The following is a 22,559-nucleotide window of genomic DNA, read 5'->3' as shown; positions in this document are numbered from 1 at the left end:
GGAGCGATACCGTGACCCCGAAGAACAACGCCGGCCCCCTCGATGAGGACTCGTTGGGGGTGCTCGACGACGCCGCTTCCCTCGATACGACGGGGATCGGCATCCTTCCCGGCACCGCTCAGGTGCGTGTCGCCCTGCCCCAGGAAGAGGACGACGATCTCGCAGATGACGGCGTTCTCGACGGAGAGGTCGTGGTCGACCTCATCGTGGACGCACACGAACTCGAGGCCCTGACGCCGGTGGAGGCAGCACGAGCGGCGGAGACCGGCAGGCTCGCCCTGGGCGGTGCTGCCGCGAGCGTCGATGCCGAGGAGGCGGAGCCTGCCGTGGAGGCGGAGCTCGAGGACGAGCCTGCCGCGCAGGAGCCGTCTTCGGAGCCGCTCGTCGCGGAGGAGAGCGACGACGCTGATCCCGCAGAACAGGCCGAGGCTGAGGCTGAGGCCGAGCGTGAGGCTGCGCGTGCCGCGGAGGCCGAGGTTGCCGCAGAGGCGGAGCGTGAGGCCGAGGAGGCGGCGCGCGCGGCTGAGGCCGAGCGTGAGGCTGGGGCAGCCGCGGAGGCTGAGCGTGAAGCTGAAGCTGCCGCTGAGGCCGAGGGTGAGGCTGAGGCAGCCGCGGAGGCTGAGCGTGAAGCTGCCGCTGAGGTCGAGCGTGAGGCTGAGGCAGCCGCAGAGGCCGAGCGTGAGGCTGAGGCAGCCGCGGAGGCTGGACGTCAGGCTGAGCGTGCCGCGGAGGCTGAGCGTGCCGCCGAGGCGGAGCGTGCCGCCGAAGCGGAGCGTGCTGCCGAGGCGGAGCGCGAGGACGCAGCACGCGAGGCGGAACGTCGTGCGGCCGAGGAGGCACGCTCCGCCGCGGAGTTCGTCGCCCGGGCGAAGGCCGATGGCGACGGACGGGCGACGGTACTCGCCGCATCCGCTCCGGCATCGCCGAACGAGAAGGAGATCACCGTCGTGAGCACACCCGCGGACAAGGCACCGATCACCCAGCCGACGCGTGCCTCGGCGCGCACCGACGTCGCGCTGACCTCGAAGCGGCTCGATCAGCTCGGGGAGTCCGGTCGCGAGAGCGCCGATCTCCTGACGGCTGATCGACTGCTCGATCCCAGCCGCCGGTCCAAGCCGGAGCCGGAAGGCGCCTGGAGCCACTTCCTCTACTCGATCTCCGGACACCGCATCAACATCGGTGACGGACGACGTGCCAGGGAGCGCAAGGCGTTGTCGGCGCGCATCGCTGCCCCACTGACCGGCGGAGCGCGGTTCGTGCCGGTGCTCTCACGCAAGGGAGGCGTAGGCAAGACGACGATCACGGCACTCCTCGGGATGGCTCTCGCCGACGCCCGAGACGACCGGGTGATCGCCGTCGATGCCAATCCCGATCGGGGAACGCTGGCGGATCGCGTGGAGCGGCCCCAGCACTCGAAGTCGGTGCGCGACCTCGTCCGCATCCATGATGAGGTGCGCGGATATCACGACATCTCGGCGATCGTCGCGCGCGACGCCACGCGGCTGGACGTGCTGGCGTCCGATTCTGACCCGCATGTCGCCGACGCCTTCAGCGACAGCGACTACCGGGACGTCGCGGGCGTCGCCGCGCACTACTACTCGCTCGTGCTCACCGACACGGGGACGGGAATCGTGCATTCCGTGATGTCGGCGACGCTGGACCTCTCGGATCAGCTCGTGATCGTCTCCGGCCTGAGCGTCGATGAGGCACGGCTGGCTTCCGAGACGCTCACCTGGCTCGAGAGCAACGGACACGCGGAGCGGGTGAGAGACGCCATCGTCGTCCTGAACCAGTCCACGTCCGGGGCTCCGCTGGTGCGGTTGAACGAGCTCGAGAAGCACTTCGCGTCGAGGGTGAAGCGTGTGGTCCGCATGCCGTACGACCCCCAGATCGCGGGAGGCGGGACCATCGTCTTCGCACATCTGAAGCCGGAGACCCGCTCCGCCGCACGGGAACTCGCCGCGGTGCTGGTCGAGGGCCTGCGAGCGAAGGGCGCCTGATGGCGGTCCGCGAGATCCGCATCTTCGGTGACCCCGTGCTGCGCACGGTGTGCGCGCCCATCGAGGACATCGACGACGGCGTGCGGGCGCTCGTCGCCGACCTGATCGACACGGTCGAGATCCCGGGGCGGGCCGGAGTCGCAGCTCCCCAGATCGGGGTCGCGTCCCGGGCGTTCAGCTACAACATCGACGGGGACATCGGATACGTCCTCAACCCGGTGCTGACCGAGGTCCGCGGTGAGGCGGTGCCGACCGGGGAGGGCTGCCTGTCCGTACCCGGGCTGTGGCACGATGCCTTGCGCCACCCGTGGGCCCGGGTGGAGGGGATCGACCTCGACGGCCGACCGGTCGTGCTCGAAGGCGAGGGATTGTTCGCCCAGGCGCTCCAGCACGAGACCGATCACCTCGACGGCACGCTCTACCTCTCCCGACTCGCCCCGGAGACCCGGCGCACCGCGATGCGAGAGGTGCGCGAGAGCGACTGGTTCTAGCACTAGAGCGCGTTCGCGAGCTCGTCGCTGCTTCCCGAACGCCGACCGGCCCCTTTGTGATCGAACGGCCCCCTTATGCGCGTGCATAAGGGGGCCGTTCGATCACAAAGGGCCGGGTCGGCGCGCGAGCCGACGGGTCGACGCGCGAGGGGCCGGGTCGACGCGCGAGCCGACGGGGAGTCAGCCGCCGATCGCGACGTTGGTCGTGGTGACCGGCTCGTCGTAGATCGCGGAGATCTCGTCAGCGAAGTCGCTCATGATCACGTTGCGCTTGATCGAGAGCTTGGGAGTGAGGTGCCCGGATGCCTCGGTCCATTCGGAGTCGAGGATCGTGAACTTGCGGATCGACTCCGCGCGGGAGACCCGAGCGTTGGCGGTATCGACCGCGCGCTGGACTTCGGCGTGCACCGTCTCGTTCTTCGCCGCGTCGGCCAGGGACATGTCGGACGGGAGGCCGTTGTTCGACAACCAGTTCGGAAGCATCTCGGGGTCGAGCGTGACCAGCGCGGAGATGAAGGGGCGCTGATCGCCGACGACCACGACCTGCCCGATGATCGGGTTCGCGCGGATGGGGTCCTCGAGTGCGGCGGGCGCGACGTTCTTGCCGCCCGCGGTCACGATGATCTCCTTCTTGCGGCCGGTGATCGTGAGGAAGCCCTCGGAGTCGAAGCTGCCGATGTCGCCCGTGCGGAACCAGCCGCCTTCGCTGAAGGCCTCGGCCGTGGCCTCCGGGTTGTTCCAGTACTCGCGGAACACGTTGACGCCGCGGACCTCGATCTCCCCGTCATCCGCGAGACGCACGCCCACCCCCGGCAGAGCGGGTCCGACGGTCCCGATCTTCGACTTGTCGGCCAGGTTCACGGTCGCGGGAGCAGTCGTCTCGGTCAGGCCGTATCCCTCGAGGATCACGACGCCGAGGCTGTGGAAGAAGTGCCCGAGGCGCGAGCCCAGCGGTGCGGAACCCGAGACCGCATAGACGACCTTGCCGCCCATGGCCTCGCGCAGCTTGCTGTAGACGAGCTTGTTGAACAGCGCGAACTTCAGCTTCATCCCGAACGGGACCTTGCCGCCCTCCTCGAGGATCTTCGAGTGCTCGATCGCGACATCGGCGGCCGCGCGGAAGATCTTGCCCTTCCCGCCGGCCTCGGCCTTCTGCTCAGCGGAGTTGTAGACCTTCTCGAACACGCGGGGGACCGCGAGGAGGAAGGTCGGCTTGAAGGACCCGAGAGCGGGGAGCAGCTGGCGGGTGTCCGGCTGGTGGCCCGTGCGCACACCGGCATGGACGTCGAGGATGGAGATGAAGCGGGCGAACACATGCGCCGTGGTGATGAACAGCAGCGTCGAGGCGCCGGGCGTCTGCACGACGGCGTCGAGAGCCTTGGCGGAGTTCCGCGTGAGCTCGACGAAGTTGCTGTGCGTGAGCACGCAACCCTTCGGTCGTCCGGTCGAACCGGAGGTGTAGATGAGGGTCGCGATGTCGGACCCCTTCGCGAGGTTGCGACGTCGCTCGATCTCGGCGTCCTCGACAGACGCGCCCTTCGCGGTGAGGGCGTCGATCGCGCCGAGGTGCAACTGCCAGGTCTCCCGGATGAGCGGGAGCTCGCTGCGGACCTCGTCGACGCGTGCGAAGTGTTCGGGCGACTCGACGATGAGGGCACTCGCCCCGGAGTCCTCCATGATCCACTGGATCTGAGAGGGGGAGCTGGTCTCGTAGATCGGGACCATCACGGCGCCGGCATAGAAGAGGGCGAAGTCGATCAGGGTCCACTCGTACGTGGTGCGCGCCAGGAAGCCGACCTTGTCGCCCGGCTGGATTCCCGAGGCGACGAAGCCCTTCGCCAGGGCGATGACCGCGGTCTGGAAGTCGGCGGCGGAGATGTCGCGCCACCCGTCTCCCTCGGGGACCGAGAACAGGGCGCGATCAGGAGTCGCCTCGACGCGCTTCGCGAGAAGGTCGGCGATGTTCGCATCGGGGTCGGCGGGGACGATCGCGGGGACTTCGAACTGAACCACGGCAGCTCCTTCGGTACCGGTCGGGACGGGGTGAGGTCAGTCTAGAGCATGGCACCGGGTCGCACACCTGGTGAAACTCAGTCGCGGTGCAGGGCGGCGGGAGAATGCATTCCCGGCGGATGCCGAGGGCGGCGCTAGACTTCACCTCGATGTTCTACTGGCTCATGAAGTACGTCGTGATCGGCCCGCTGGTCAAAGGGATCTTCCGTCCCTGGATCGTCGGGCGGAACAACGTGCCCGCGGCCGGTGCGGCGATCCTGGCCAGCAACCACCTCTCCTTCGCGGACTCGATCTTCCTGCCCCTCGTGATCGATCGCCGGATGTCCTTCCTCGCCAAGAGCGACTACTTCACGGGGCGGGGCCCCAAGGGCTGGGCGACGAAGTTCTTCATGAAGGCGACGGGACAGCTGCCGATCGACCGCTCCGGAGGCAAGGCGTCGGAGGCGTCGCTCAACACCGGCTTGCAGGTGCTCGGCGGGGGAGATCTGCTCGGCATCTATCCCGAGGGCACCCGCAGCCCCGACGGGAAGCTGTATCGGGGTCGTACGGGCATCGCTCGCATGGCCCTCGAGGCGCGGGTCCCCGTCGTCCCCGTGGTGATGGTGGACACCGACACCGCGATGCCGATCGGGCAGCGTCTTCCTCGCGTCGTGCGCGTCGGGATCGTCATCGGCGAGCCCCTCGACTTCTCGCGCTACGCCGGCATGGAGAACGACCGCTACATCCTGCGATCGGTCACGGACGAGATCATGGTCGCGCTGCAACGGCTGGGCGAACAGCACTACGAGGACGTCTACGCCTCGACCGTGAAGGACCGCTCTCCGGCCCGCGTCACACAGCGCTCCTGAGGCGTCCCGGCTCCGAGGCGACCACTAGGATTGTGGCATGATCTCGCACCACAACGACGCCCTTGACGCGTGGCGCTCGCTTCCCATCAAGCAGCAGCCGCAGTGGAACGACACCGCGCGTGTCGCCGAGGTCTCGCAGCAGATCGCCGGCCTTCCGCCGCTCGTGTTCGCCGGTGAGGTCGACAACCTTCGCGACCGTCTCGCACGGGCTGCGTCCGGACAGGCCTTCCTCCTCCAGGGTGGCGACTGCGCCGAGACCTTCGCCGGAGCGACTGCAGACCAGATCCGCAACCGCATCAAGACCGTCCTGCAGATGGCGGTCGTGCTCACGTACGGCGCCGCCATGCCGGTCGTGAAGATGGGGCGCATGGCCGGGCAGTTCGCCAAGCCGCGCTCGAGCGACACCGAGACCCGCGGCGATGTGACGCTGCCCGCCTACCGCGGCGACATCGTGAACGGTTACGACTTCACCGAGGGCTCGCGTCAGCCCGACCCGGGTCGTCTGCTGCAGGGCTACCACACCGCCGCGTCGACGTTGAACCTCATCCGTGCCTTCACGCAGGGCGGCTTCGCGGACCTCCGCGAGGTGCACTCCTGGAACAAGGGCTTCGCACAGAATCCTGCGAACCAGCGCTACGAGCGGATGGCGGCGGACATCGACCGCGCGATCAAGTTCATGGAGGCCGCCGGCGCGGACTTCGACGAGCTCAAGCGAGTCGAGTTCTTCACCGGGCACGAAGGTCTGCTCATGGACTACGAACGACCGATGACGCGCATCGATTCTCGGACGGACACGCCCTACAACACCTCGGCGCACTTCCTGTGGATCGGAGAGCGCACCCGCGAGCTCGACGGGGCTCACGTCGATTACTTCTCCAAGATCCGCAACCCCATCGGCGTCAAGCTCGGACCCACGACGACGCCCGAGATGGCGCTGCAGCTGATCGACAAGCTCGACCCGGAGCGTGAGCCCGGACGTCTGACGTTCATCACGCGGATGGGAGCCGGCAAGATCCGCGATGCACTCCCGCCCCTGCTCGAGGCCGTCCGCGATTCGGGAGCCCAGCCGCTCTGGGTGACCGATCCGATGCACGGCAACGGCATCACGACGCCCACCGGCTACAAGACGCGCCGCTTCGATGACGTCGTCGACGAGGTGCGCGGCTTCTTCGAGGCGCACCGCACGGTCGGCACGTTCCCCGGTGGCATCCACGTCGAGCTCACGGGTGACGACGTCACGGAGTGCCTGGGAGGTTCCGAGCACATCGACGAGGCCGCACTCGCGACGCGCTACGAGAGCCTGTGCGACCCGCGTCTGAATCACATGCAGTCGCTCGAGCTGGCCTTCCTCGTCGCCGAGGAGCTCGAGAAGCGCTGACAGCGACCACGAAGAGAGCCGCCCTCCCCGAGCGATCGGGCAGGGCGGCTCTCTCTGTCGGGCTATCGGGCTGTCGGACCCGGGTCGGTCAGAACGCGCCACCGATCGTGAGCGTGATGGTCGTCCCTCGGGGGTGGTCGCCCGTGGGGGACTGCGATTCCACCCGGGTCAGGTCGTCGGGCGCCGCATCCCAGAAGCGGTTGTACTCGAACGAGAAGCCGGCGTCCTCGAGCGCGCGCTTGGCCTCGTCACGAGTCAGGTCCACGACGTCGGGCACCGGGAACAGCTCGGGTCCGAGTGAGACGATGAGCTGGATGTTGTCGCCGGGACGCCAGTTCCCCTGTTCCGCGCGATCCGCGTAGCCGATCACACGTCCCGCGGCGATCTCGTTGTTGTACTGCTCGATGCGCTCGTCGAGGACCGTGAGCTGTTTGTCGGACAGGGCCTGCGTGGCCTGCTCCACGCTCATGTCGGTCACGTTCGGCAGGCCTCCGAGGGAGACCACGAGCGTGGCGGTGTCGTCCTCGAGCACGTCGCATCCGTCGCCGCAGGTGTACTCGTCCCCGCCGGAGCGCGGGGAGATGCTGGCGTTGATCACCACGCCGGGCTCGGCATCCGAGTACAGGGTGATGTCGTCGGACACCCGGATCTTCAGCGATTCGAGGAGTGCGCGCGCGTCGGCGGCGGTCTTCCCGTTCAAGGCCTCGACCGAGTGCGATGCCGGGCCGAGCGAGATGAAGACGGTGATCTCCGTGCCCTTGTCCAGCCGGTCGCCGGGGGCGGGATCCGTCCGGATGGCGAGGCCCGTGTCCACATCGATGGAGCTCTCCTCGGCTCTGACCGCGACGAACCCCTCCTCCTGCAGTTGCGCGGCTGCTTCCTCGTAGCTGATGCCGGTGACGTCGGGGACCGCCACCAGCGATCCGGGACCGGAGCCGAACCACCAACCGACGCCGCCGGCGACCATCGCGAGCAACAGCACGAGGGAGAGCAGGAAGGCACCGCGGGCACGACGCTTCGCGGCGCGCCGCCGGAGGATCGTCGCGTTGTCCACGCTCTGTGCGGCCGGAGCGGCCGCAGGCGCGATCACCATGGTGCTGTTCGGCATGACCTTCGTCAGATCGCCGGAGTCGGCGGGGGAGCGGTGCGCCTGCGTCGTCGCGGCGGCGCGTGCCGGAGTGACGCCGAGGTCGCGCTCGATCTCCCGCAGCCGCTCGAGCATCTGCTGGGCGTCGTCCGGCCGCTCGTCGGGCGACTTCTCGGTCGCCCAGAGCACGAGCTCATCCAGTTGCTCGGGGACGCCGGGGTTGCGCACGCTCGGTCGGGGCACCGACTCCGTGGCGTGCTGGAAGGCGATCTGCATGGGCTGCTCGCCCTTGTAGGGCTGCTCGCCGACGAGCATCTCGTAGAGCATGATGCCGAGCGCGTAGATGTCGCTGCGGGCGTCGGCGGTGCCGCGGGTGACCAGCTCGGGTGCGAGGTAGGCGATGGTGCCCAGCAGCTGCTGGCCGGTCGCGGTGTTCGCGGTGGTCGCGCGGGCGAGACCGAAGTCGCCGATCTTGATCCGGCCGTCCTCCGCGAGGAGGACGTTCTCCGGCTTGACGTCGCGGTGCACGATCCCGGCGCGGTGCGCCGCGGACAGGCCGGCGAGCACGGCGTCCATGATGGTGATCGTCTGAGGGATCGTGAGGCGCTTCTGCTCCCGGAGCAGCTCTCGCAGCGTGATCCCGGGCAGGTATTCCATCACCAGGTAGGCGAGCTCGCCGTCCTGGCCCTGATCGAACACGTTGACCACGTGCGGGTCTGCCAGGCGTGCGGCCGAGCGGGCCTCCTGGATGAAACGGCTCTGGAACGCGGAGTCGTCGCTCAGGTGCGCGTGCATGACCTTCAGGGCGATGCGTCGCTCGAGACGGAGGTCGGTCGCGACGTACACGGTCGCCATGCCCCCTCGGGCGATCCGGGCGCGTACCCGGTAGCGACCGTCGACAAGCCGCCCGATGAGGGGATCGGCGTGCTGGTTCGACGTCACGTCAGAAGTCTATTGAGAACTGCCTGGGAGGCCCGGGAACGGCTCACCCCTGAGGGCTGCGGGTTTTCCGGCCGTGGCTCACCCATGCTGGGCGAGCCACGCGGTGGCCTGCGCCTCCCACTGGCCGTAGCGCAGCGGGAACGCGGAGATCTGCACAGCCTGAGCGGCATCCGTGAAGGCCATGTCCTCCCAGCCGGCGATGTCGAGGAGACCGCGGGTCCGCTGACCGTTCGGATCCCCCTGACCGCCGTAGAAGACACGGGTGCTCCGCTCGGGGTCACGGATCTGTTCCGCGGTGCCCCACCCGGTGCTGGGGCGTTGCTGGAAGATGCCCAGGGAGTCGCGGTCGCCCCAGTCCAGGTTGCGCATGCCGGACTCGACCATCGCGGTGGCGAGGGCGATCGCGATGCCGCGGTCCGACACCCCGAGCTCGCGACCGATGCGGATGATCACGGCGGCGTTGGCCGCCTGCTCGGCGTCCAGCGCCGCCGTCCTCTGTCCGGTCGGGGAAGCGGGAGCGGAAGCGGTCGGCGCCGCGGGAGCCGGAGCGGCCGCGGCCTGCCCGACGATCAGCGCCTGCCCCGGATAGATGATCGATGAGGCGTCGAGCCCGTTCGCGGTGAACAGCGCCTGCGTCGTGGTCCCGTACTTCTGCGCGATCGCGTACACCGTGTCCCCGGCGACGACCGTGTGCGTGGTCCCCGCCGACGGTGTCGGCGCGGGCGCGCCCGGTGCGGCCGGTGCGGTCGCGGGGGCGGCGCTGCCGGCAGAGACGGCGAGCTGCTGACCGGGATGGATCACGGCGGCTCGGGTGAGCCCGTTCGCGGTGAGCACCGCGTCGACCGTGGTGCCGTACTTCTGCGCGATCGCGTACACGGTGTCTCCCGCGACCACGGTGTGACTCCGAGCCGACGCCGACGCCGGCGTCGGGGCAGGAGCGGGGGAGGCTCCCTCGAGAGCGAGCGTCTGACCGGGGTAGATGACAGACCGCCAGGACAGCCCGTTCCACGACAGCACGTCGACCGTCGCGAGCCCGAAGCGACCGGCGATCGAGGAGACGGTGTCTCCGGCCTGCACCACGTAGGTCGTCGGCGTGGCCTGCGTGGGGACGACCCGCGGCGCGATGCCCGGGAGGCGGTCGACCGGTTGTGTCCGCATCGTCGTCTCCGCGGCGGCGGCGGGTGCCGCGGCGATGGTCCCTGCGAGGGCGCCCAGCATCGCTGCCGGAACGCCGAAATGGAGGTGGCGCGTACGACGCGCGGCGTTGTCGAGTCTCAAGGAGGCCCCTTTCCGAGATCATGACACGCTGACACGGATGTATACAGAAGTCAACGCAAGTGACGGAAGTGACAGTTGTGAAAGAAGTGCCGATATGCGGTCCCCGCGCGGAGATGAGATAGTGGGCAACGTGTCTGAGAACGTTGCTGGTACCCCCGCTCCCGAGTGGTTGACGATGCCCGACCTGGTGGAGGTTCTCGATGAGTCCCTCGGCCGAGTACGCCGACTGATCGACGATCACCATCTGATCGGCTCCCGCCGGACGGGCGTGTTCGCGGTGCCTTCGGTGTTCATCGTCGATGGCCGTCCCCTGAGCTCGCTGCGCGGCACGATCATGGTGCTGCAGGACGCCGGATTCCCGGATGACGAGATCATCGACTGGCTGCTGGCGGACGACGAGACGCTCGGCCGCTCTCCGATCGACGCGCTGCTCGCCGGTCACAAGAGCGCGGTCCGTCGGCTCGCCCTCACCCTCGCCTGAGGGGCGAGCCCGTCAGGCGGAGCGCTCGGTCGCCGCGCGGGCGAGGTCGCGCAGGTCTCCCACCGCGGCGTTGTCGAGTCGAGTGCCGCTGAGGGCTCGGTCAGCCTGCTTCGCGTAGTCGGCGATCATCACCTCGACGCGGTCGAGAGCACCGGATTCGACGATCGTCGCCTGCAGGAACGACACCTGCTCGGCCGTGAGCTCCGGGTCTCCGAGCATCTCGTCGAGGACAGCACGCGCCGACGGCTCCAGGTGCTCGCGGGTGAGAGCGACCAACACGGTTCGCTTCCCCTCTCGGAGGTCGTCGCCGGCGGGCTTGCCGGTCACCGAGGAATCGCCGAAGACACCGAGCACGTCGTCCCGCAGCTGGAACGCCATGCCCACGGGGCGTCCGAAGCTGCTCAGCGCCGTCAACTGCTCGGCATCGGCACCCGCGATCGCCGCGCCGAGCCGCAGCGGCTGCTCGATGCTGTAGCGCGCGGACTTGAGGGAGACCACCCGCAGCGCACGTTCGGCATGGGTCGCATCCGGGTTCACGCGCCAGGCGGATTCCTCGGCGATGTCCAGGAACTGTCCGGTCGTGACATCGCGGCGCATCCGGGCGTACTCCGACCGAACGGCGTGCGCCCGGGGGTGGTCCTCGAGCGCCGATTCCAGGAGGTCGTCGCTCCATGCGACGAGCAGGTCGCCGAGGAGGATGGCGGAGGCGCGACCGAAGCTCTCTGCGTCGCCCGTCCATGATGCGGCGCGGTGAGATGCCTCGAGCGCGCGGTGCGCGGCGGGGCGACCTCGCCGCGTGTCGGAGTTGTCGATCAGGTCATCGTGCACGAGGGCGGCCGACTGGAAGATCTCCAGGGCCGCGCAGACGTCCCAGAGCGCGGAACTCTCCTCCGCACGCCGATCGTCCAGTCGCGCGATGCTGCGCCACCCGGCGTGGCAGAAACGAGCGCGCAGCCTCTTGCCGCCGACGAGCGTCTCGGCTGCAGCCTCGAGGAAGGACGCCGCATCGGACCCGTACTCGGCGGATTCCGCTCGCATGCGGGCGAGGAACGCCTCCAACCGGGAGGCGACGGTCTCTGCGATGGGGGAGGATGACGGCACGACTCCCAGCATACGTAAAGCAAGGAGGCGTCGAACGGCTAGCCCCGGGTGCCGCGCGCGCGTAGAATGGGTGGACATTACCCGAGGGGGACGAAATGCCACTCTCCGAACAGGAGCAGCGTCTGCTCGACGAGATGGAACGCCATCTCCTCCACAACGACGCCGATGTCGTGAGCGCGCCTTCGGGCGACCGAGCACTGAGCTACCGCAATCTCGTCTACGGAGCGCTCCTCCTCCTCGTCGGAGTCGGCGGACTCGTGGCCGGCGTGATCCTCGGCGACGTCCTCGGAATCGTCATCGGCGTGATCGGCTTCGCGGCCATGCTCGGCGGCGTGATGCTCGCGGTCACCCCGGTGCGTCGCACGACACCCGTCGCCCCCAAGGCGAGCCCTTCCGCCAAGCGGCAGGAGTCCGGGTCGTTCATGGATCGCATGAACGACCGATGGGATCGCCGCCAAGACGGTCACTGACCCACCACCCTTACCTCCAGAAGGCCCGGATGCTTCGAGCATCCGGGCCTTTTCTGCGTCTGCGCACGCGACGGGCCGAGGGCACTTATTCCCCTCCACTTTCCCTCCACTCTCCACCACCCCGGATTTCCGCGGATCCGTGGGCATCATGCGCCGGTTCGGTGAGGATCTGGCAGGATTGATCGTAGGTAAGTGGAGCAAAGTGGAGTAATGTGGGGCGCACCTCGAGTTGGCCGGACGGAGAGGGGGTGATGGCCGATGTTGCTGGGAACGCACTCACCGAAACTGGACGACAAAGGACGGGTCATCCTTCCTGCGAAGTTCCGCGAGGACCTGGGCGGCGGGATCGTCGTCACACGCGGTCAGGAGCGCTGTCTCTACGTCTTCAGCACCGCCGAATTCGAGGCCATGCACGAACGGATCCGTCAGGCCCCGCTCGCCAACAAGCAGGCGCGTGACTTCATGCGTCTGTTCCTCTCCGGAGCAAGTGCGGAGATGCCCGACAGTCAGAACCGCATCACCATCCCCGCCCCGCTGCGTCAGTACGCGGGACTGCAGAAGGAACTCATCGTCACCGGAGTCGGCGCACACGCCGAGATCTGGGACGCGGACAGCTGGAACGCCTACCTCGCCGCAGGTGAGGAGACCTACGCCGATCTGGAGCAGGAGGTGATTCCGGGACTCTTCTGACCACGGCTGTGATGCCCCGCCGCTCCCGCCCCGACACACTTCCCCGGTGCCGGGTCGCGAAGCGGAGGGGGATCAGAGCCGAAGGTCGCCCCGAGAAAGATCATGAACCTCCGAGACATTCACACCCCCGTGCTGCTCGACCGCTGCGTCGAACTGCTGGCCCCTGCCCTCCAGGCAGACGGAGCCGTCCTCGTCGACGCCACCCTCGGCATGGGCGGGCACTCCGAAGCACTCCTGGAGCGCTTTCCGCACATCCGCCTGATCGGACTCGACCGGGACACGGACGCTCTCCGCATCGCGGGTGAGCGCCTCGCTCGCTTCGGCGACCGCGTGACCCTCGTGCACACGGTGTACGACGAGATCGGTCTGCACGCTCAGGGCGCGTCCGGCATCCTGTTCGATCTGGGCGTCTCCTCGCTGCAGCTCGACGAGGCGGAGCGCGGATTCGCCTACTCGAAGGACGCGCCTCTCGACATGCGCATGGACCAGACGAAGGGCGTCACGGCGGCCGAGGTCATCGCGACGTACAACGAGGGCAACCTGCGACGGATCTTCGAACGCTACGGCGAGGAGAAGCTCGCCGGTCGTTATGCCCGCTTCATCATCGACGCGCGTCAGAAGAAGCCGATCGAGCGCTCCGGCGAGCTGGTCGACATCCTCATCGCGGCGACTCCCGCGGCCGCGCAGCGCGCCGGACACCCTGCCAAGCGGGTGTTCCAGGCGCTGCGCATCGAAGTGAACGCCGAACTCAACGTCCTCGCCGATGCGATCCCCGCCGCCATGGACGCGCTCCAGGTCGGGGGACGCATCGCCGTGATGTCCTACCAGTCTCTGGAAGACCGACTGGTCAAGCAGGCGTTCGCCGCCGCGGCCGCCTCGACGACGCCGCCCGGGCTTCCGGTGGAGCTTCCCGAGCACGCGCCGCGCTTCAAGATCTTGACCAAGGGGGCCGAGCTCGCCGGAGACGACGAGCGCGCACGCAACCCCCGAGCAATCCCGGTGCGTCTCCGCGCGGCCGAGAAGGTGCGGGAGAGCGCATGAGCATGAACGCCACGGTCCGCAAGCCGGCACAGCCGCTCGCACCGAGCCGCACCCCGGAACGACGTCTTCGGCCGGTCGCCGCTCCGGCACCACGGCGCAAGCCGAAGCTCGCCTACGCTCTGGCCGCCCTCGGCGGCGCCCTCGCGATCGGCGCCGCCCAGATCGCCCTGTCCCTCGCCATCACGCAGGACTCGTTCGCACTGTCCGATCTCTCGTCGCAGCAGCGCGAGCTCGACCTGCGCACGCACGCGCTGCAGGAGGAGCTGACCGGTCTGAGCTCGCCGCAGGTGCTCGCGGGCGAGGCCGCGGAACTCGGCATGGTCGTCGCCGGTTCGCCCTCCTATCTGCGCCTGAGCGACGGAGCCGTCTTCGGCGCCGGAATGGGAGCGGACGGGACGTCGACGGTGGATCCGAACGGTGCCGGCGCGGTGGGCAACGCGCTGGTCACGGCTCCGCCGCCGGAGGCGACCGCGACCGAGGACGGCGCGGTGCCCCCGGCCGCGCCCGATCTCCCGCCCGCCATCACCGACGGCCTCCCCAGCCCCACGACGCGCTAGCCGGCGCCCCACGACGAACCACCCACGATCCGACGGAGAGATCTCATGACGACACGAGCCACCCGCGGGCCGCGGCGACGGACCGTCGTCGCCCTGGCCGTCATCCTCGCGGTGCTGGCGGCGTTCGTGGTGCGTCTGGTCGACATCCAGGTCGTGCGCGCGGACGAACACGTCTCCGAATCGCTCGGCCACATCGGCAAGGGCAACACGATCTCCGGGCAGCGCGGATCCGTCGTGGACGCGAAGGGCGTCGTGATGGCGTCGAGCGTGATGGTGTACGACGCCCAGCTCAGCCCGCAGGTGATCATGCTGGTGGAGGAGAAGGACCCGAAGCTCCCGTGGGCCGAGGCCTCCGAGAAGATCGCCGCGATCACCGGCCAGACCGGCGACGAGGTGCGCACCATCGTCTCGGACGCCCTGGCGGTGAATCCGGAGAGCCAGTACGCCGAGCTGAAGAAGTCGCTGAGCACGGAGCAGTACATCGCGCTCCGAGACCTCGGCATCGGTTCCTACCTCTCCATGCCGGCCCGCGAGATCCGGGTCTATCCGAATGGCGCGGTCGCCGGGAACATCCTCGGATTCCTCGACAATTCCGGTGCAGCGAAGGCCGGTGTCGAGGAGCTGGAGGACGCGTGCCTGGCACCCGTGGACGGTGAGCAGACCTACCGCACCGGCAAGGACGGGGTGGTGATCCCCGGCAGCGAGCGGATCGTCGACGCCGTGGACGGCGGGACCGTGCAGCTGACCATCAACAGCGACCTGCAGTGGTACCTGCAGCAGATGATCGCGGAAGAAGCGCAGAAGCAGGGAGCCAAGGGCGGCACCGTCACCGTCGTCGAGACGAGCACGGGAAAGATCCGCGCCGCCGCGGAGTGGCCGGCCCTGGATCCCAACGACCTGGACTCCTCCACCCCGGAGACGCGATACAGCCAGATCTTCCACAAGGACTTCGAGCCCGGATCCACCTTCAAGGCCATCACCGCCGCCGCCGTGATGGAGGGAGCGGGACTCACGCCGTTGAGCACCGTGAGCGCGTCATCCCGCGAGACGTTCCCGAACGGTGCCGTGATCAACGACGCCTTCTCGCACCCCGCCTACAACTACACCCTCGCCGGTGGACTGATCGACTCCTCGAACGTCGCGCTGTCGAAGTTCGGCACGATGGTGAGCCCCGAGGTGCGCTACGACTATCTCCAGCGCTTCGGCGTCGGGGAGAAGACGATCGGATTCCCCTCGGAGGTCGGCGGCATCCTGCACCCGGTGAGCGAATGGGACAACCAGTCGCTGTACACGACGACGTTCGGTCAGTACTTCTCGGTCACGGCGGCCCAGCTCGCCGGCGCGTACCAGGCGATCGCGAACGGCGGCGAGAAGATCGACCTCTCCCTGGTCGAATCGTGCACCCAGCCCGATGGCACGGTCGTCGATGCGGTCGAACCGGAGCACGAGCAGATCATCGAGGAGAAGACGGCGGCCGACATCACCCGCATGCTGGAGAACGTGGCCGTGCAGGGCGGCAACGCCGAGCGCATCCAGGTCCCCGGCTACCGGGTGACGAGCAAGACCGGCACCGCGCAGGTCTCGGACGGCAACGGCGGATACAAGGCCGGTGTGTACTACACCAGCATGGTGGGCTTCGCGCCGGTCGACGATCCGCAGTACGTCGTCGTGGTCACTCTGGACGAGCCGACTAAGGTTGTATCGTCCGCCGCGACCGCATCCGCCTTCCAGAAGGCCGTGACGCAGGTGATGAAGACCTATCGTGTGATGCCGTCCTCCGTGCCGATGGACGAATTGCTTCCGAAGTTCGAATAGCCGGCGAAAGCCGCGCCTGGAGATGTCATGATCGCCCTGTCGCTTGCTGAGATCGCCGCAGTCATCGGCGGTGAACTGCGCCTCGCCGGACCCGATTCGGCCGAGACCGTGGTCGACGGCGTCGTCGACACCGACTCCCGTTCCATGAACCCCGGAGCGATCTTCGTCGCGAAGCCGGGCGCGGAGACCGACGGCCATCGCTTCGTCGGGGCCGCCGTGCAGGCGGGCGCCGTCCTCGCGATCGTGGAGCACCCGGTCGACGTCGAGGTCACCCAGGTCGTCGTGCCCGACGTGGTCGTCGCTCTCGCCGACCTGGCACGCGAGGTCGTCGCCCGCGTCCGCGCCCGCGGCGATCTCCGCATCGTCGGCATCACCGGGTCGAACGGCAAGACCACGACCAAGAACTTCCTCGCTCGCATCCTCCGGGACGCCGGTGACACGGTCGCACCGATCAAGTCCTACAACAACGAGGTCGGGGCGCCCGTCACGATGCTGCGGGTGACCGAGGACACACGATTCCTGGTCAGCGAGTTCGGCGCCGCAGGCCCGGGCAGCATCGCGCGCCTGGCCGGGCTCGTCGAACCCGATGTGGCTGTCGTGCTGATGGTCGGGATGGCCCACGCCGGTGGCTTCGGGGGCATCGAGGCCACGGCTCGGGCCAAGTCGGAGCTGGTGGCCGCGGCGCGGGCATCCGGCACCGCCGTGCTCAACGTCGATGATTCGCGTGTCGCGGCGATGCGCGAGCTCGCTGAGGACCGCGGGATGAGGGTCGTCGGATTCGGCCACGGGGATTCGGCAGAAGTACGGGCATCAGACATCCAGGTCACGGCTTCCGGCACCCACTGCGTGATCGAGGCGGACGGCGAGCGGATCCCGCTCCGACTCCGGGTCCTCGGCGCACACCACGTCACCAATGCCCTCGCGGCGATCGCAGCGGCCCGGGTGCTCGGCGTCTCCACGTCCGATGCGGTCGCGCGCCTCGAGACCGTCGAGATCGCCGAGCGGTGGCGCATGCAGCCCCTGGGCAACGACCGCGTGCGCATCATCAACGACGCGTACAACGCCAGCCCGGACTCCATGGCCGCTGCCCTGCGCACACTCGCGCAGATCACCGGTCCGGAGGAGCGCACGGTCGCCGTGCTCGGCGCGATGAGCGAACTGGGCGAGAGCGCGGGGGAGGAGCACGACCGCATCGGTCTGCTCGCGGTGCGGCTCAACATCCGACGGATCGTGGTCGTCGGGCCGGAAGCTCGTCGCCTCTACCTGTCGGTCGTCGGCGAGGGATCCTGGGACAGCGAGGCCGTGCATCTGCCCGACCAGGACGCCGCGTTCGAGTACCTCCGCACGGAGCTGCGCGACGGAGATCGCGTGCTCGTCAAGTCATCCAATTCCGTGGGCCTTCGGCATCTCGGCGATCGTCTGGGAGAATTGTTCACGTGAGGTCACTCATCATGGCGGCGGCGATCTCGCTCGCCTTCACCCTGTTCCTGACCCCCGTCTTCCTCCGGCTCTTCCGGAAATGGGGCTGGGGACAGGTCATCCGCACGCCCGAAGCGGTCGAGAACCCCAACCACGAAGCGAAGCGCGGCACGCCGACCATGGGCGGCGTGATCTTCATCGTCGGCTCCATCGTGGGGTACTTCACCGGGGTGTTCGTCGGCGGGGGAGTCCCGGCGCTGTCCGCGATCCTGGTGATCTGGCTGATGGTGGGCTTCGGAGCCGTCGGCTTCATCGACGACTACATGAAGGTGCGCAGCCAGCGCAGCCTCGGGCTGTCGGGCTGGCGCAAGATCATCGGACAGCTGATCGTGATCGTGCCCTTCGGCATCGTCGCGCTCAACTTCCCCAACAAGTTCGGGCAGACCCCCGCGAGCGAGTCCATCTCCCTCTTCCGTGACATCAGCTGGCTCAATCTCTTCGCGTTCGGTGTGATCCTCGGCTGGGTGCTGTACCTGGCCTGGATCGCGGTGATCGGTGTCGCGACGTCCAACAGCGTGAACCTCACCGACGGTCTCGACGGTCTCGCGGCCGGTGCCGGCGTCATCGTGGTCGGCGCCTACAGCGTGATCGCCTTCTGGCAGTTCAAGCAGCCCTGCATCGGGGAGGGCGTCGACACCGGAGCCCTCGGCGGCTGCTACGAGGTGCGCGATCCGTTCAACCTCGCGATCATCGGCGCCTCGTTCGCCGCGGGTCTCATCGGCTTCCTCTGGTGGAACGCCCCCAAGGCGAAGGTCTTCATGGGCGACGTCGGGTCGATGGCCATCGGCGGTGTGATCACCGCCATGGCGATCCTCACCCGGACCGAGCTGCTTCTGCTCGTGATCGCCGGCGTCTTCGTGCTCTCCTCGGGCTCGGTCATCCTGCAGCGTGCCTACTTCAAGATCACCCGCGGCAAGCGCCTCTTCCTCATGAGCCCCTTCCACCATCATCTCGAGATGAGGGGATGGGCCGAGGTGACGATCGTGGTCCGCCTCTGGATCATCGCCGGTCTTCTCGCGGTGTCCGCGATCGGACTGTTCTACGTCGAGTGGCTGACCCGTGTCAGCTGATCGCCTCGCCACCCTCACGAGCTGGCACGCCGACTGGAAGGGGCTCCGGGTGGCCGTGCTCGGCCTTTCGGTGACCGGCTTCTCGGTCGCCGACACCCTCACGGAACTCGGCGCCGACGTCCTCGTCCTCAGCGCGTCCGCCGGCGAGGAGTACGCGCGTCTGCTCCCGGTGATCGGTGCCCGCCTCGAACTCGGTGCGCTCGACACCGTTCCGCAGGCGGTGATCGACTTCGACCCCGAGGTCGTGATCGCCTCTCCCGGGTTCGCGCCGTCGCATCCGATCATCCGGTGGACGCAGGACTCGGGGATCGCTCTCTGGGGCGACGTCGAGCTCGCCTGGCGCGTCCGCGACAAGGTCACCCGCTCCGACGGCTCTCCGGCCGACTGGGTGCTCATCACCGGCACCAACGGCAAGACCACCACGACCCAGCTCACCGCCGCCCTGCTGGTCGAAGGCGGAGTGCGCGCGGCGCCCTGCGGGAACATCGGCATCCCGGTGCTCGACGCCGTGCGGGACCCCGAGGGATTCGACGTGCTCGTCGTCGAGCTCTCCAGCCACCAGCTCTGGTACCTCGGCCTCTCCAGCGCCGAGGGGCAGCCGTATCCCCACGCCGCGGTGTGCCTCAACCTCGCCGACGATCACCTCGTCTGGCATGGCGGCGCTCAGGCCTATCGGGACGCGAAGGCTCTGGTGTACCGCAACACACGCGTGGCGTGCGTGTACAACAAGGCGGATGAGGCCACCCGCCACATGGTCGAGGAAGCCGAGGTGGTCGAGGGTGCCCGCGCCATCGGGTTCGATCTCGGGGTCCCCGGACCCAGCGACCTCGGTCTCGTGGAGGGGCTCCTCGTCGACCGCGCCTTCCTGGAGGACCGGTCGCGGAGCGCCCTCGAGCTGACGACGCTGACGGATCTCGACGAGGCAGGTCTCTCCGCGCCCCACATCGTGCAGAACATCCTCGCCGCGAGCGCCCTGGCGCGCTCCTTCGATGTCTCCCCGGAGGCGATCCATCGCGCTCTGCAGACGTTCCGGCTCGACGCGCATCGGATCCAGGTGATCGCTCGCCACGCAGGGATCACGTGGATCGACGACTCCAAGGCCACGAATCCGCATGCGGCCGCCTCGTCGCTGCGCGCCCACCCCGGCGCCGTCTGGGTGGTCGGCGGCGATCTCAAGGGCGTCGATCTGTCCGAACTCGTCGCGGATGCCGGTCGGACGGCCCGCGCGGCCGTCGTGATCGGCGTCGACCGCAGCGAGGTCACGCGGGCATTCCGACGACACGCGCCCGCGGTGCCGGTGTTCGAGGTGGATGCTGGCGAGACTGGACACGTCATGAATCGCGTCGTGGAGATCGCGGTCGAGATCGTCGATGGTGAGGGAACAGTGCTGCTGGCTCCCGCCGCGGCCTCCTTCGACCAGTTCGACGACTATGCGGATCGGGGCCACCGTTTCGCCGAAGCGGTGCGAGAGTGGATCGACCGGGGGAGCACCCATGACGCAGGTGGCCCGCCCTCCGCGGTCTGAATCCGGCGGCCTCGCCGCCCGCGTCTCACTCGGGCGCCGCTTCACTCCGGTGTCCTCCGAGTTCCTGATGATCGCGTCGACGGCGCTGCTGCTCACGCTCTTCGGCCTCGTCATGGTGCTCTCGGCGACCAGCGCGACAGCGGTCGAGAGCGGTCAGAATCCGATGAGCGGCGCACTGCGCCAGGGCATCTTCGCCCTCCTCGGCGTGCCGCTGATGTTCCTGATCAGCCGTCTGCCGATCAAGTTCCTCAAGCGCATGTCGTGGCCGGCCCTGTTCGGCGCGGTCGCGCTGCAGCTGCTCGTGTTCACGCCGCTCGGGATCGAGGACGGCGGAAACCGCAACTGGATCCAGATCGCGGGCTTCAGCCTGCAGCCCTCCGAGTTCCTCAAGCTCGCCCTCGCGCTGTGGATCGCCTACGTGTTGCTGCGCAAGCACGCGATGCTCGGCACCTGGCATCACGTGTTCATCCCGGTGATCCCGGTCGGCGCGCTCGCGATCGGCACGGTGCTGGCGGGCAAGGACCTCGGCACCGCGATGGTCATGGTCCTCATCCTGCTGGGGTGCCTGTTCTTCTCCGGCGTCAAGCTGCGTCTGTTCATCATCCCGGTGGTGCTCGGAATCGTCGCGGTGCTGGCCTACGCGCTCTCCAGCGATGACCGCATGCGGCGCATCACGGCCACCTGCGACGACATGAGCCTCTACTACACCGACTGCTACCAGTCGATCCACGGCATCTGGGGGATGGCGAGCGGCGGGATCTTCGGGCTCGGGCTCGGCAACTCCCAGGAGAAGTACGGCTGGCTCCCGGCCGCGGGGAACGACTTCATCTTCGCGATCGTCGGCGAGGAGCTCGGCCTGATCGGCTGCATCGTCGTGCTGGCACTGTTCACGTTCTTCACGGTGGGCGCGTTCCACATCATCCGCAAGACCGACGACCCCTTCATCCGTGTGGCCGCCGGTGGCATCACGGTCTGGGTCGTCGGACAGGCGGTGCTGAACGTCGGTGTCGTGATCGGGCTCTTCCCGGTGATGGGCGTTCCGCTGCCGTTCATGTCGCAGGGCGGTACCGCGCTGCTGGCCGTGCTGATGGCGTGCGGCGTCCTCCTCGCCTTCGCCCGCACGCTCCCGGTGAACGAGCCCGACCGACGCGAGCTCCGCTCGCCTGCGCGGAGGGGTTCTGCGGCAGGGCGGGGTAGGGTCGCTCAGTGACCTCGTACCTTCTTGCCGGCGGAGGAACCGCCGGCCACGTGAACCCCCTGCTCGCCGTCGCCGACGCTCTGCGCGACCGGGACCCGGCGGCGGCCGTGCTCGTGCTCGGCACCGCCGAGGGGCTGGAGTCCCGGCTCGTGCCCGAGCGCGGCTACGAGCTCCTCATCGTGGACAAGGTGCCGTTCCCGCGGAGCCCGAACCGACAGGCGGCCGCATTCCCCGGCCGTTTCCGGCGGGCGATCGCCCAGGTGCGCGAGCACATCCGCACCCACGGCGTCGATGTCGTCGTGGGTTTCGGCGGCTATGCCTCAGCGCCGGCGTACGTCGCCGCCCGTCGTGAGAAGGTCCCGTTCGTCGTGCACGAGGCGAACGCGAAGCCGGGCCTCGCGAACGTGCTCGGAGCACGAGGAGCGGCCGCTGTCGGCGTGGCCTTCGCGGGAACCCCCCTGCGCGGGAGCGAGGTGGTCGGCATGCCGCTGCGTCGCGAGGTCATCGCGCTCGACCGCGCGGCGTCTCGCGCCGAGGCCGCCGCCGCGTTCGGTCTGGATGCCGATCGTCCGGTGCTGCTCGCGTTCGGCGGCTCGCTCGGGGCCCAGCGCCTCAACGACGCCCTCGCCGACTCCTGGCGCGACATCCTCGATGCCGGCTGGCAACTGCTGCACGTCACGGGAGAGCGCAGTGAACTGGCGGACCCTGGTGTCCCGGGCTACGTCCTGCGTCGCTACGTCGACCGCATGGACCTCGCCTTCGCGCTGGCCGATCTGATCGTCTCGCGATCCGGTTCCGCGACGGTCAGCGAGGTCAGTGCTCTCGGCATCCCCGCCCTCTACGTGCCCTACTCGGTCGGCAACGGCGAGCAGCGCCTGAACGCCGCCTCGGCGGTCGCCGCGGGCGCCGCGCAGCTCCTCGACGATGCAACCTTCTCCGGCGACGTCGTCCGGACGACCGTCGTGCCGCTGCTCCGCGACCGCCCGCGCATCGACCGCATGGCGGCAGCAGCGGCGCAGGTGGGCACCCGCACCGGTACCGACAACGTGATCGCGCTCATCGATCGCGCCCTCGGCACCCCGAACTAGACTGGCC

General features: G+C 68.7%; 19 protein-coding genes. 15 read left to right on the top strand and 4 right to left on the bottom strand.

Going from position 1 to position 22,559, the window contains the following annotated elements; translation table 11 throughout:
• Window positions 1–11: 11 nt before the first annotated feature.
• Together ACWA14_RS09720 and def are read left to right on the top strand one after the other, a co-directional pair.
• Window positions 12–2,000 (top strand): MinD/ParA family ATP-binding protein, encoded by a 1,989-nt coding sequence (locus ACWA14_RS09720; protein WP_463792861.1) that lies wholly within the window; start codon window positions 12–14, stop codon window positions 1,998–2,000.
• Complete coding sequence (gene def / locus ACWA14_RS09715; protein WP_463792860.1) at window positions 2,000–2,491, top strand: peptide deformylase; 492 nt, start codon at window positions 2,000–2,002, stop codon at window positions 2,489–2,491. Before ACWA14_RS09720 ends, def begins: the two co-directional genes overlap by 1 nt.
• A 180-nt stretch (window positions 2,492–2,671) precedes the next feature.
• Here def and ACWA14_RS09710 read toward each other — a convergent pair whose 3' ends face one another.
• Window positions 2,672–4,504, bottom strand: a complete 1,833-nt coding sequence (locus tag ACWA14_RS09710) for an AMP-dependent synthetase/ligase (protein ID WP_463792857.1) — start codon at window positions 4,502–4,504, stop codon at window positions 2,672–2,674.
• Window positions 4,505–4,653: 149 nt separating this feature from the next.
• Here ACWA14_RS09710 and ACWA14_RS09705 point away from each other — a divergent pair, with 149 nt between their 5' ends.
• Complete coding sequence (locus ACWA14_RS09705) at window positions 4,654–5,352, top strand: lysophospholipid acyltransferase family protein (protein WP_463792856.1); 699 nt, start codon at window positions 4,654–4,656, stop codon at window positions 5,350–5,352.
• A gap of 37 nt (window positions 5,353–5,389) precedes the next feature.
• Entirely contained in the window at window positions 5,390–6,730 is a 1,341-nt protein-coding gene (locus ACWA14_RS09700; RefSeq protein WP_463792855.1) for a class II 3-deoxy-7-phosphoheptulonate synthase, read from the top strand.
• An 88-nt stretch (window positions 6,731–6,818) separates the two neighbouring features.
• Here the strand turns inward: ACWA14_RS09700 and pknB are convergent, their stop codons facing one another.
• Window positions 6,819–8,759 (bottom strand): Stk1 family PASTA domain-containing Ser/Thr kinase, encoded by a 1,941-nt coding sequence (gene pknB, locus ACWA14_RS09695; RefSeq protein ID WP_463792854.1) that lies wholly within the window; start codon window positions 8,757–8,759, stop codon window positions 6,819–6,821.
• A 78-nt stretch (window positions 8,760–8,837) separates the two neighbouring features.
• The gene (locus ACWA14_RS09690) at window positions 8,838–10,037 is read right to left on the bottom strand and encodes a LysM peptidoglycan-binding domain-containing protein (protein ID WP_463792852.1); all 1,200 of its coding nucleotides are present in this window, start codon (window positions 10,035–10,037) and stop codon (window positions 8,838–8,840) included.
• Window positions 10,038–10,158: 121 nt separating this feature from the next.
• On the opposite strand from ACWA14_RS09690, the gene ACWA14_RS09685 reads away from it, so the two are divergent.
• Window positions 10,159–10,518 (top strand): Rv2175c family DNA-binding protein, encoded by a 360-nt coding sequence (locus ACWA14_RS09685; RefSeq protein ID WP_463792850.1) that lies wholly within the window; start codon window positions 10,159–10,161, stop codon window positions 10,516–10,518.
• Between the two features lie 12 nt (window positions 10,519–10,530).
• Here the strand turns inward: ACWA14_RS09685 and ACWA14_RS09680 are convergent, their stop codons facing one another.
• The gene (locus tag ACWA14_RS09680) at window positions 10,531–11,619 is read right to left on the bottom strand and encodes a polyprenyl synthetase family protein (RefSeq protein ID WP_463792849.1); all 1,089 of its coding nucleotides are present in this window, start codon (window positions 11,617–11,619) and stop codon (window positions 10,531–10,533) included.
• A 95-nt stretch (window positions 11,620–11,714) separates the two neighbouring features.
• Here ACWA14_RS09680 and ACWA14_RS09675 point away from each other — a divergent pair, with 95 nt between their 5' ends.
• From ACWA14_RS09675 to ACWA14_RS09630, 10 genes are all read left to right on the top strand, one after another.
• Window positions 11,715–12,089, top strand: a complete 375-nt coding sequence (locus tag ACWA14_RS09675) for a DUF3040 domain-containing protein (RefSeq protein WP_463792847.1) — start codon at window positions 11,715–11,717, stop codon at window positions 12,087–12,089.
• A 258-nt stretch (window positions 12,090–12,347) separates the two neighbouring features.
• A complete protein-coding gene (mraZ, locus tag ACWA14_RS09670; RefSeq protein ID WP_463792845.1) occupies window positions 12,348–12,779 on the top strand; it encodes a division/cell wall cluster transcriptional repressor MraZ in 432 nt (143 codons plus the stop codon).
• 102 nt (window positions 12,780–12,881) lie between these two features.
• Window positions 12,882–13,820, top strand: coding sequence for a 16S rRNA (cytosine(1402)-N(4))-methyltransferase RsmH (rsmH, locus tag ACWA14_RS09665; protein WP_463792843.1), 939 nt, complete (start codon window positions 12,882–12,884; stop codon window positions 13,818–13,820).
• A complete protein-coding gene (gene ftsL, locus ACWA14_RS09660; RefSeq protein WP_463792842.1) occupies window positions 13,817–14,377 on the top strand; it encodes a cell division protein FtsL in 561 nt (186 codons plus the stop codon). The genes rsmH and ftsL overlap by 4 nt, the downstream gene beginning before the upstream one ends.
• Window positions 14,378–14,422: 45 nt before the next feature.
• Window positions 14,423–16,192 carry a peptidoglycan D,D-transpeptidase FtsI family protein gene (locus ACWA14_RS09655; RefSeq protein ID WP_463792840.1) on the top strand — a complete coding sequence of 590 codons (1,770 nt, stop codon included), beginning with the start codon at window positions 14,423–14,425 and terminating at the stop codon, window positions 16,190–16,192.
• A 27-nt stretch (window positions 16,193–16,219) separates the two neighbouring features.
• Window positions 16,220–17,632 (top strand): UDP-N-acetylmuramoyl-tripeptide--D-alanyl-D-alanine ligase, encoded by a 1,413-nt coding sequence (locus ACWA14_RS09650; protein ID WP_463792838.1) that lies wholly within the window; start codon window positions 16,220–16,222, stop codon window positions 17,630–17,632.
• On the top strand, window positions 17,629–18,741 hold the full coding sequence (gene mraY, locus ACWA14_RS09645) for a phospho-N-acetylmuramoyl-pentapeptide-transferase (protein WP_463792836.1): 1,113 nt from the start codon (window positions 17,629–17,631) through the stop codon (window positions 18,739–18,741). The genes ACWA14_RS09650 and mraY overlap by 4 nt, the downstream gene beginning before the upstream one ends.
• Entirely contained in the window at window positions 18,731–20,266 is a 1,536-nt protein-coding gene (gene murD / locus ACWA14_RS09640; RefSeq protein WP_463792834.1) for a UDP-N-acetylmuramoyl-L-alanine--D-glutamate ligase, read from the top strand. The genes mraY and murD overlap by 11 nt, the downstream gene beginning before the upstream one ends.
• Window positions 20,235–21,476, top strand: coding sequence for a putative lipid II flippase FtsW (gene ftsW / locus ACWA14_RS09635; protein WP_463792833.1), 1,242 nt, complete (start codon window positions 20,235–20,237; stop codon window positions 21,474–21,476). The genes murD and ftsW overlap by 32 nt, the downstream gene beginning before the upstream one ends.
• Window positions 21,473–22,552, top strand: a complete 1,080-nt coding sequence (locus ACWA14_RS09630) for a UDP-N-acetylglucosamine--N-acetylmuramyl-(pentapeptide) pyrophosphoryl-undecaprenol N-acetylglucosamine transferase (protein WP_463792830.1) — start codon at window positions 21,473–21,475, stop codon at window positions 22,550–22,552. The genes ftsW and ACWA14_RS09630 overlap by 4 nt, the downstream gene beginning before the upstream one ends.
• Window positions 22,553–22,559 lie beyond the last annotated feature (7 nt).

Source organism: Microbacterium sp. TW_SC_2 (assembly GCF_055361165.1).
This window is presented reverse-complemented; position numbering and strand designations above follow the sequence as displayed.

Bases quoted from the DNA above. Each gene is read 5' to 3' on its own strand.
- ACWA14_RS09705 (WP_463792856.1), top strand. From the start codon at position 4,654: ATGTTCTACTGGCTCATGAAGTACGTCGTGATCGGCCCGCTGGTCAAA.
- ACWA14_RS09700 (WP_463792855.1), top strand. From the start codon at position 5,390: ATGATCTCGCACCACAACGACGCCCTTGACGCGTGGCGCTCGCTTCCC.
- ftsW (WP_463792833.1), top strand. From the start codon at position 20,235: ATGACGCAGGTGGCCCGCCCTCCGCGGTCTGAATCCGGCGGCCTCGCC.
- mraZ (WP_463792845.1), top strand. From the start codon at position 12,348: ATGTTGCTGGGAACGCACTCACCGAAACTGGACGACAAAGGACGGGTC.
- rsmH (WP_463792843.1), top strand. From the start codon at position 12,882: ATGAACCTCCGAGACATTCACACCCCCGTGCTGCTCGACCGCTGCGTC.
- def (WP_463792860.1), top strand. From the start codon at position 2,000: ATGGCGGTCCGCGAGATCCGCATCTTCGGTGACCCCGTGCTGCGCACG.
- ACWA14_RS09655 (WP_463792840.1), top strand. From the start codon at position 14,423: ATGACGACACGAGCCACCCGCGGGCCGCGGCGACGGACCGTCGTCGCC.
- ACWA14_RS09650 (WP_463792838.1), top strand. From the start codon at position 16,220: ATGATCGCCCTGTCGCTTGCTGAGATCGCCGCAGTCATCGGCGGTGAA.
- ftsL (WP_463792842.1), top strand. From the start codon at position 13,817: ATGAGCATGAACGCCACGGTCCGCAAGCCGGCACAGCCGCTCGCACCG.
- ACWA14_RS09675 (WP_463792847.1), top strand. From the start codon at position 11,715: ATGCCACTCTCCGAACAGGAGCAGCGTCTGCTCGACGAGATGGAACGC.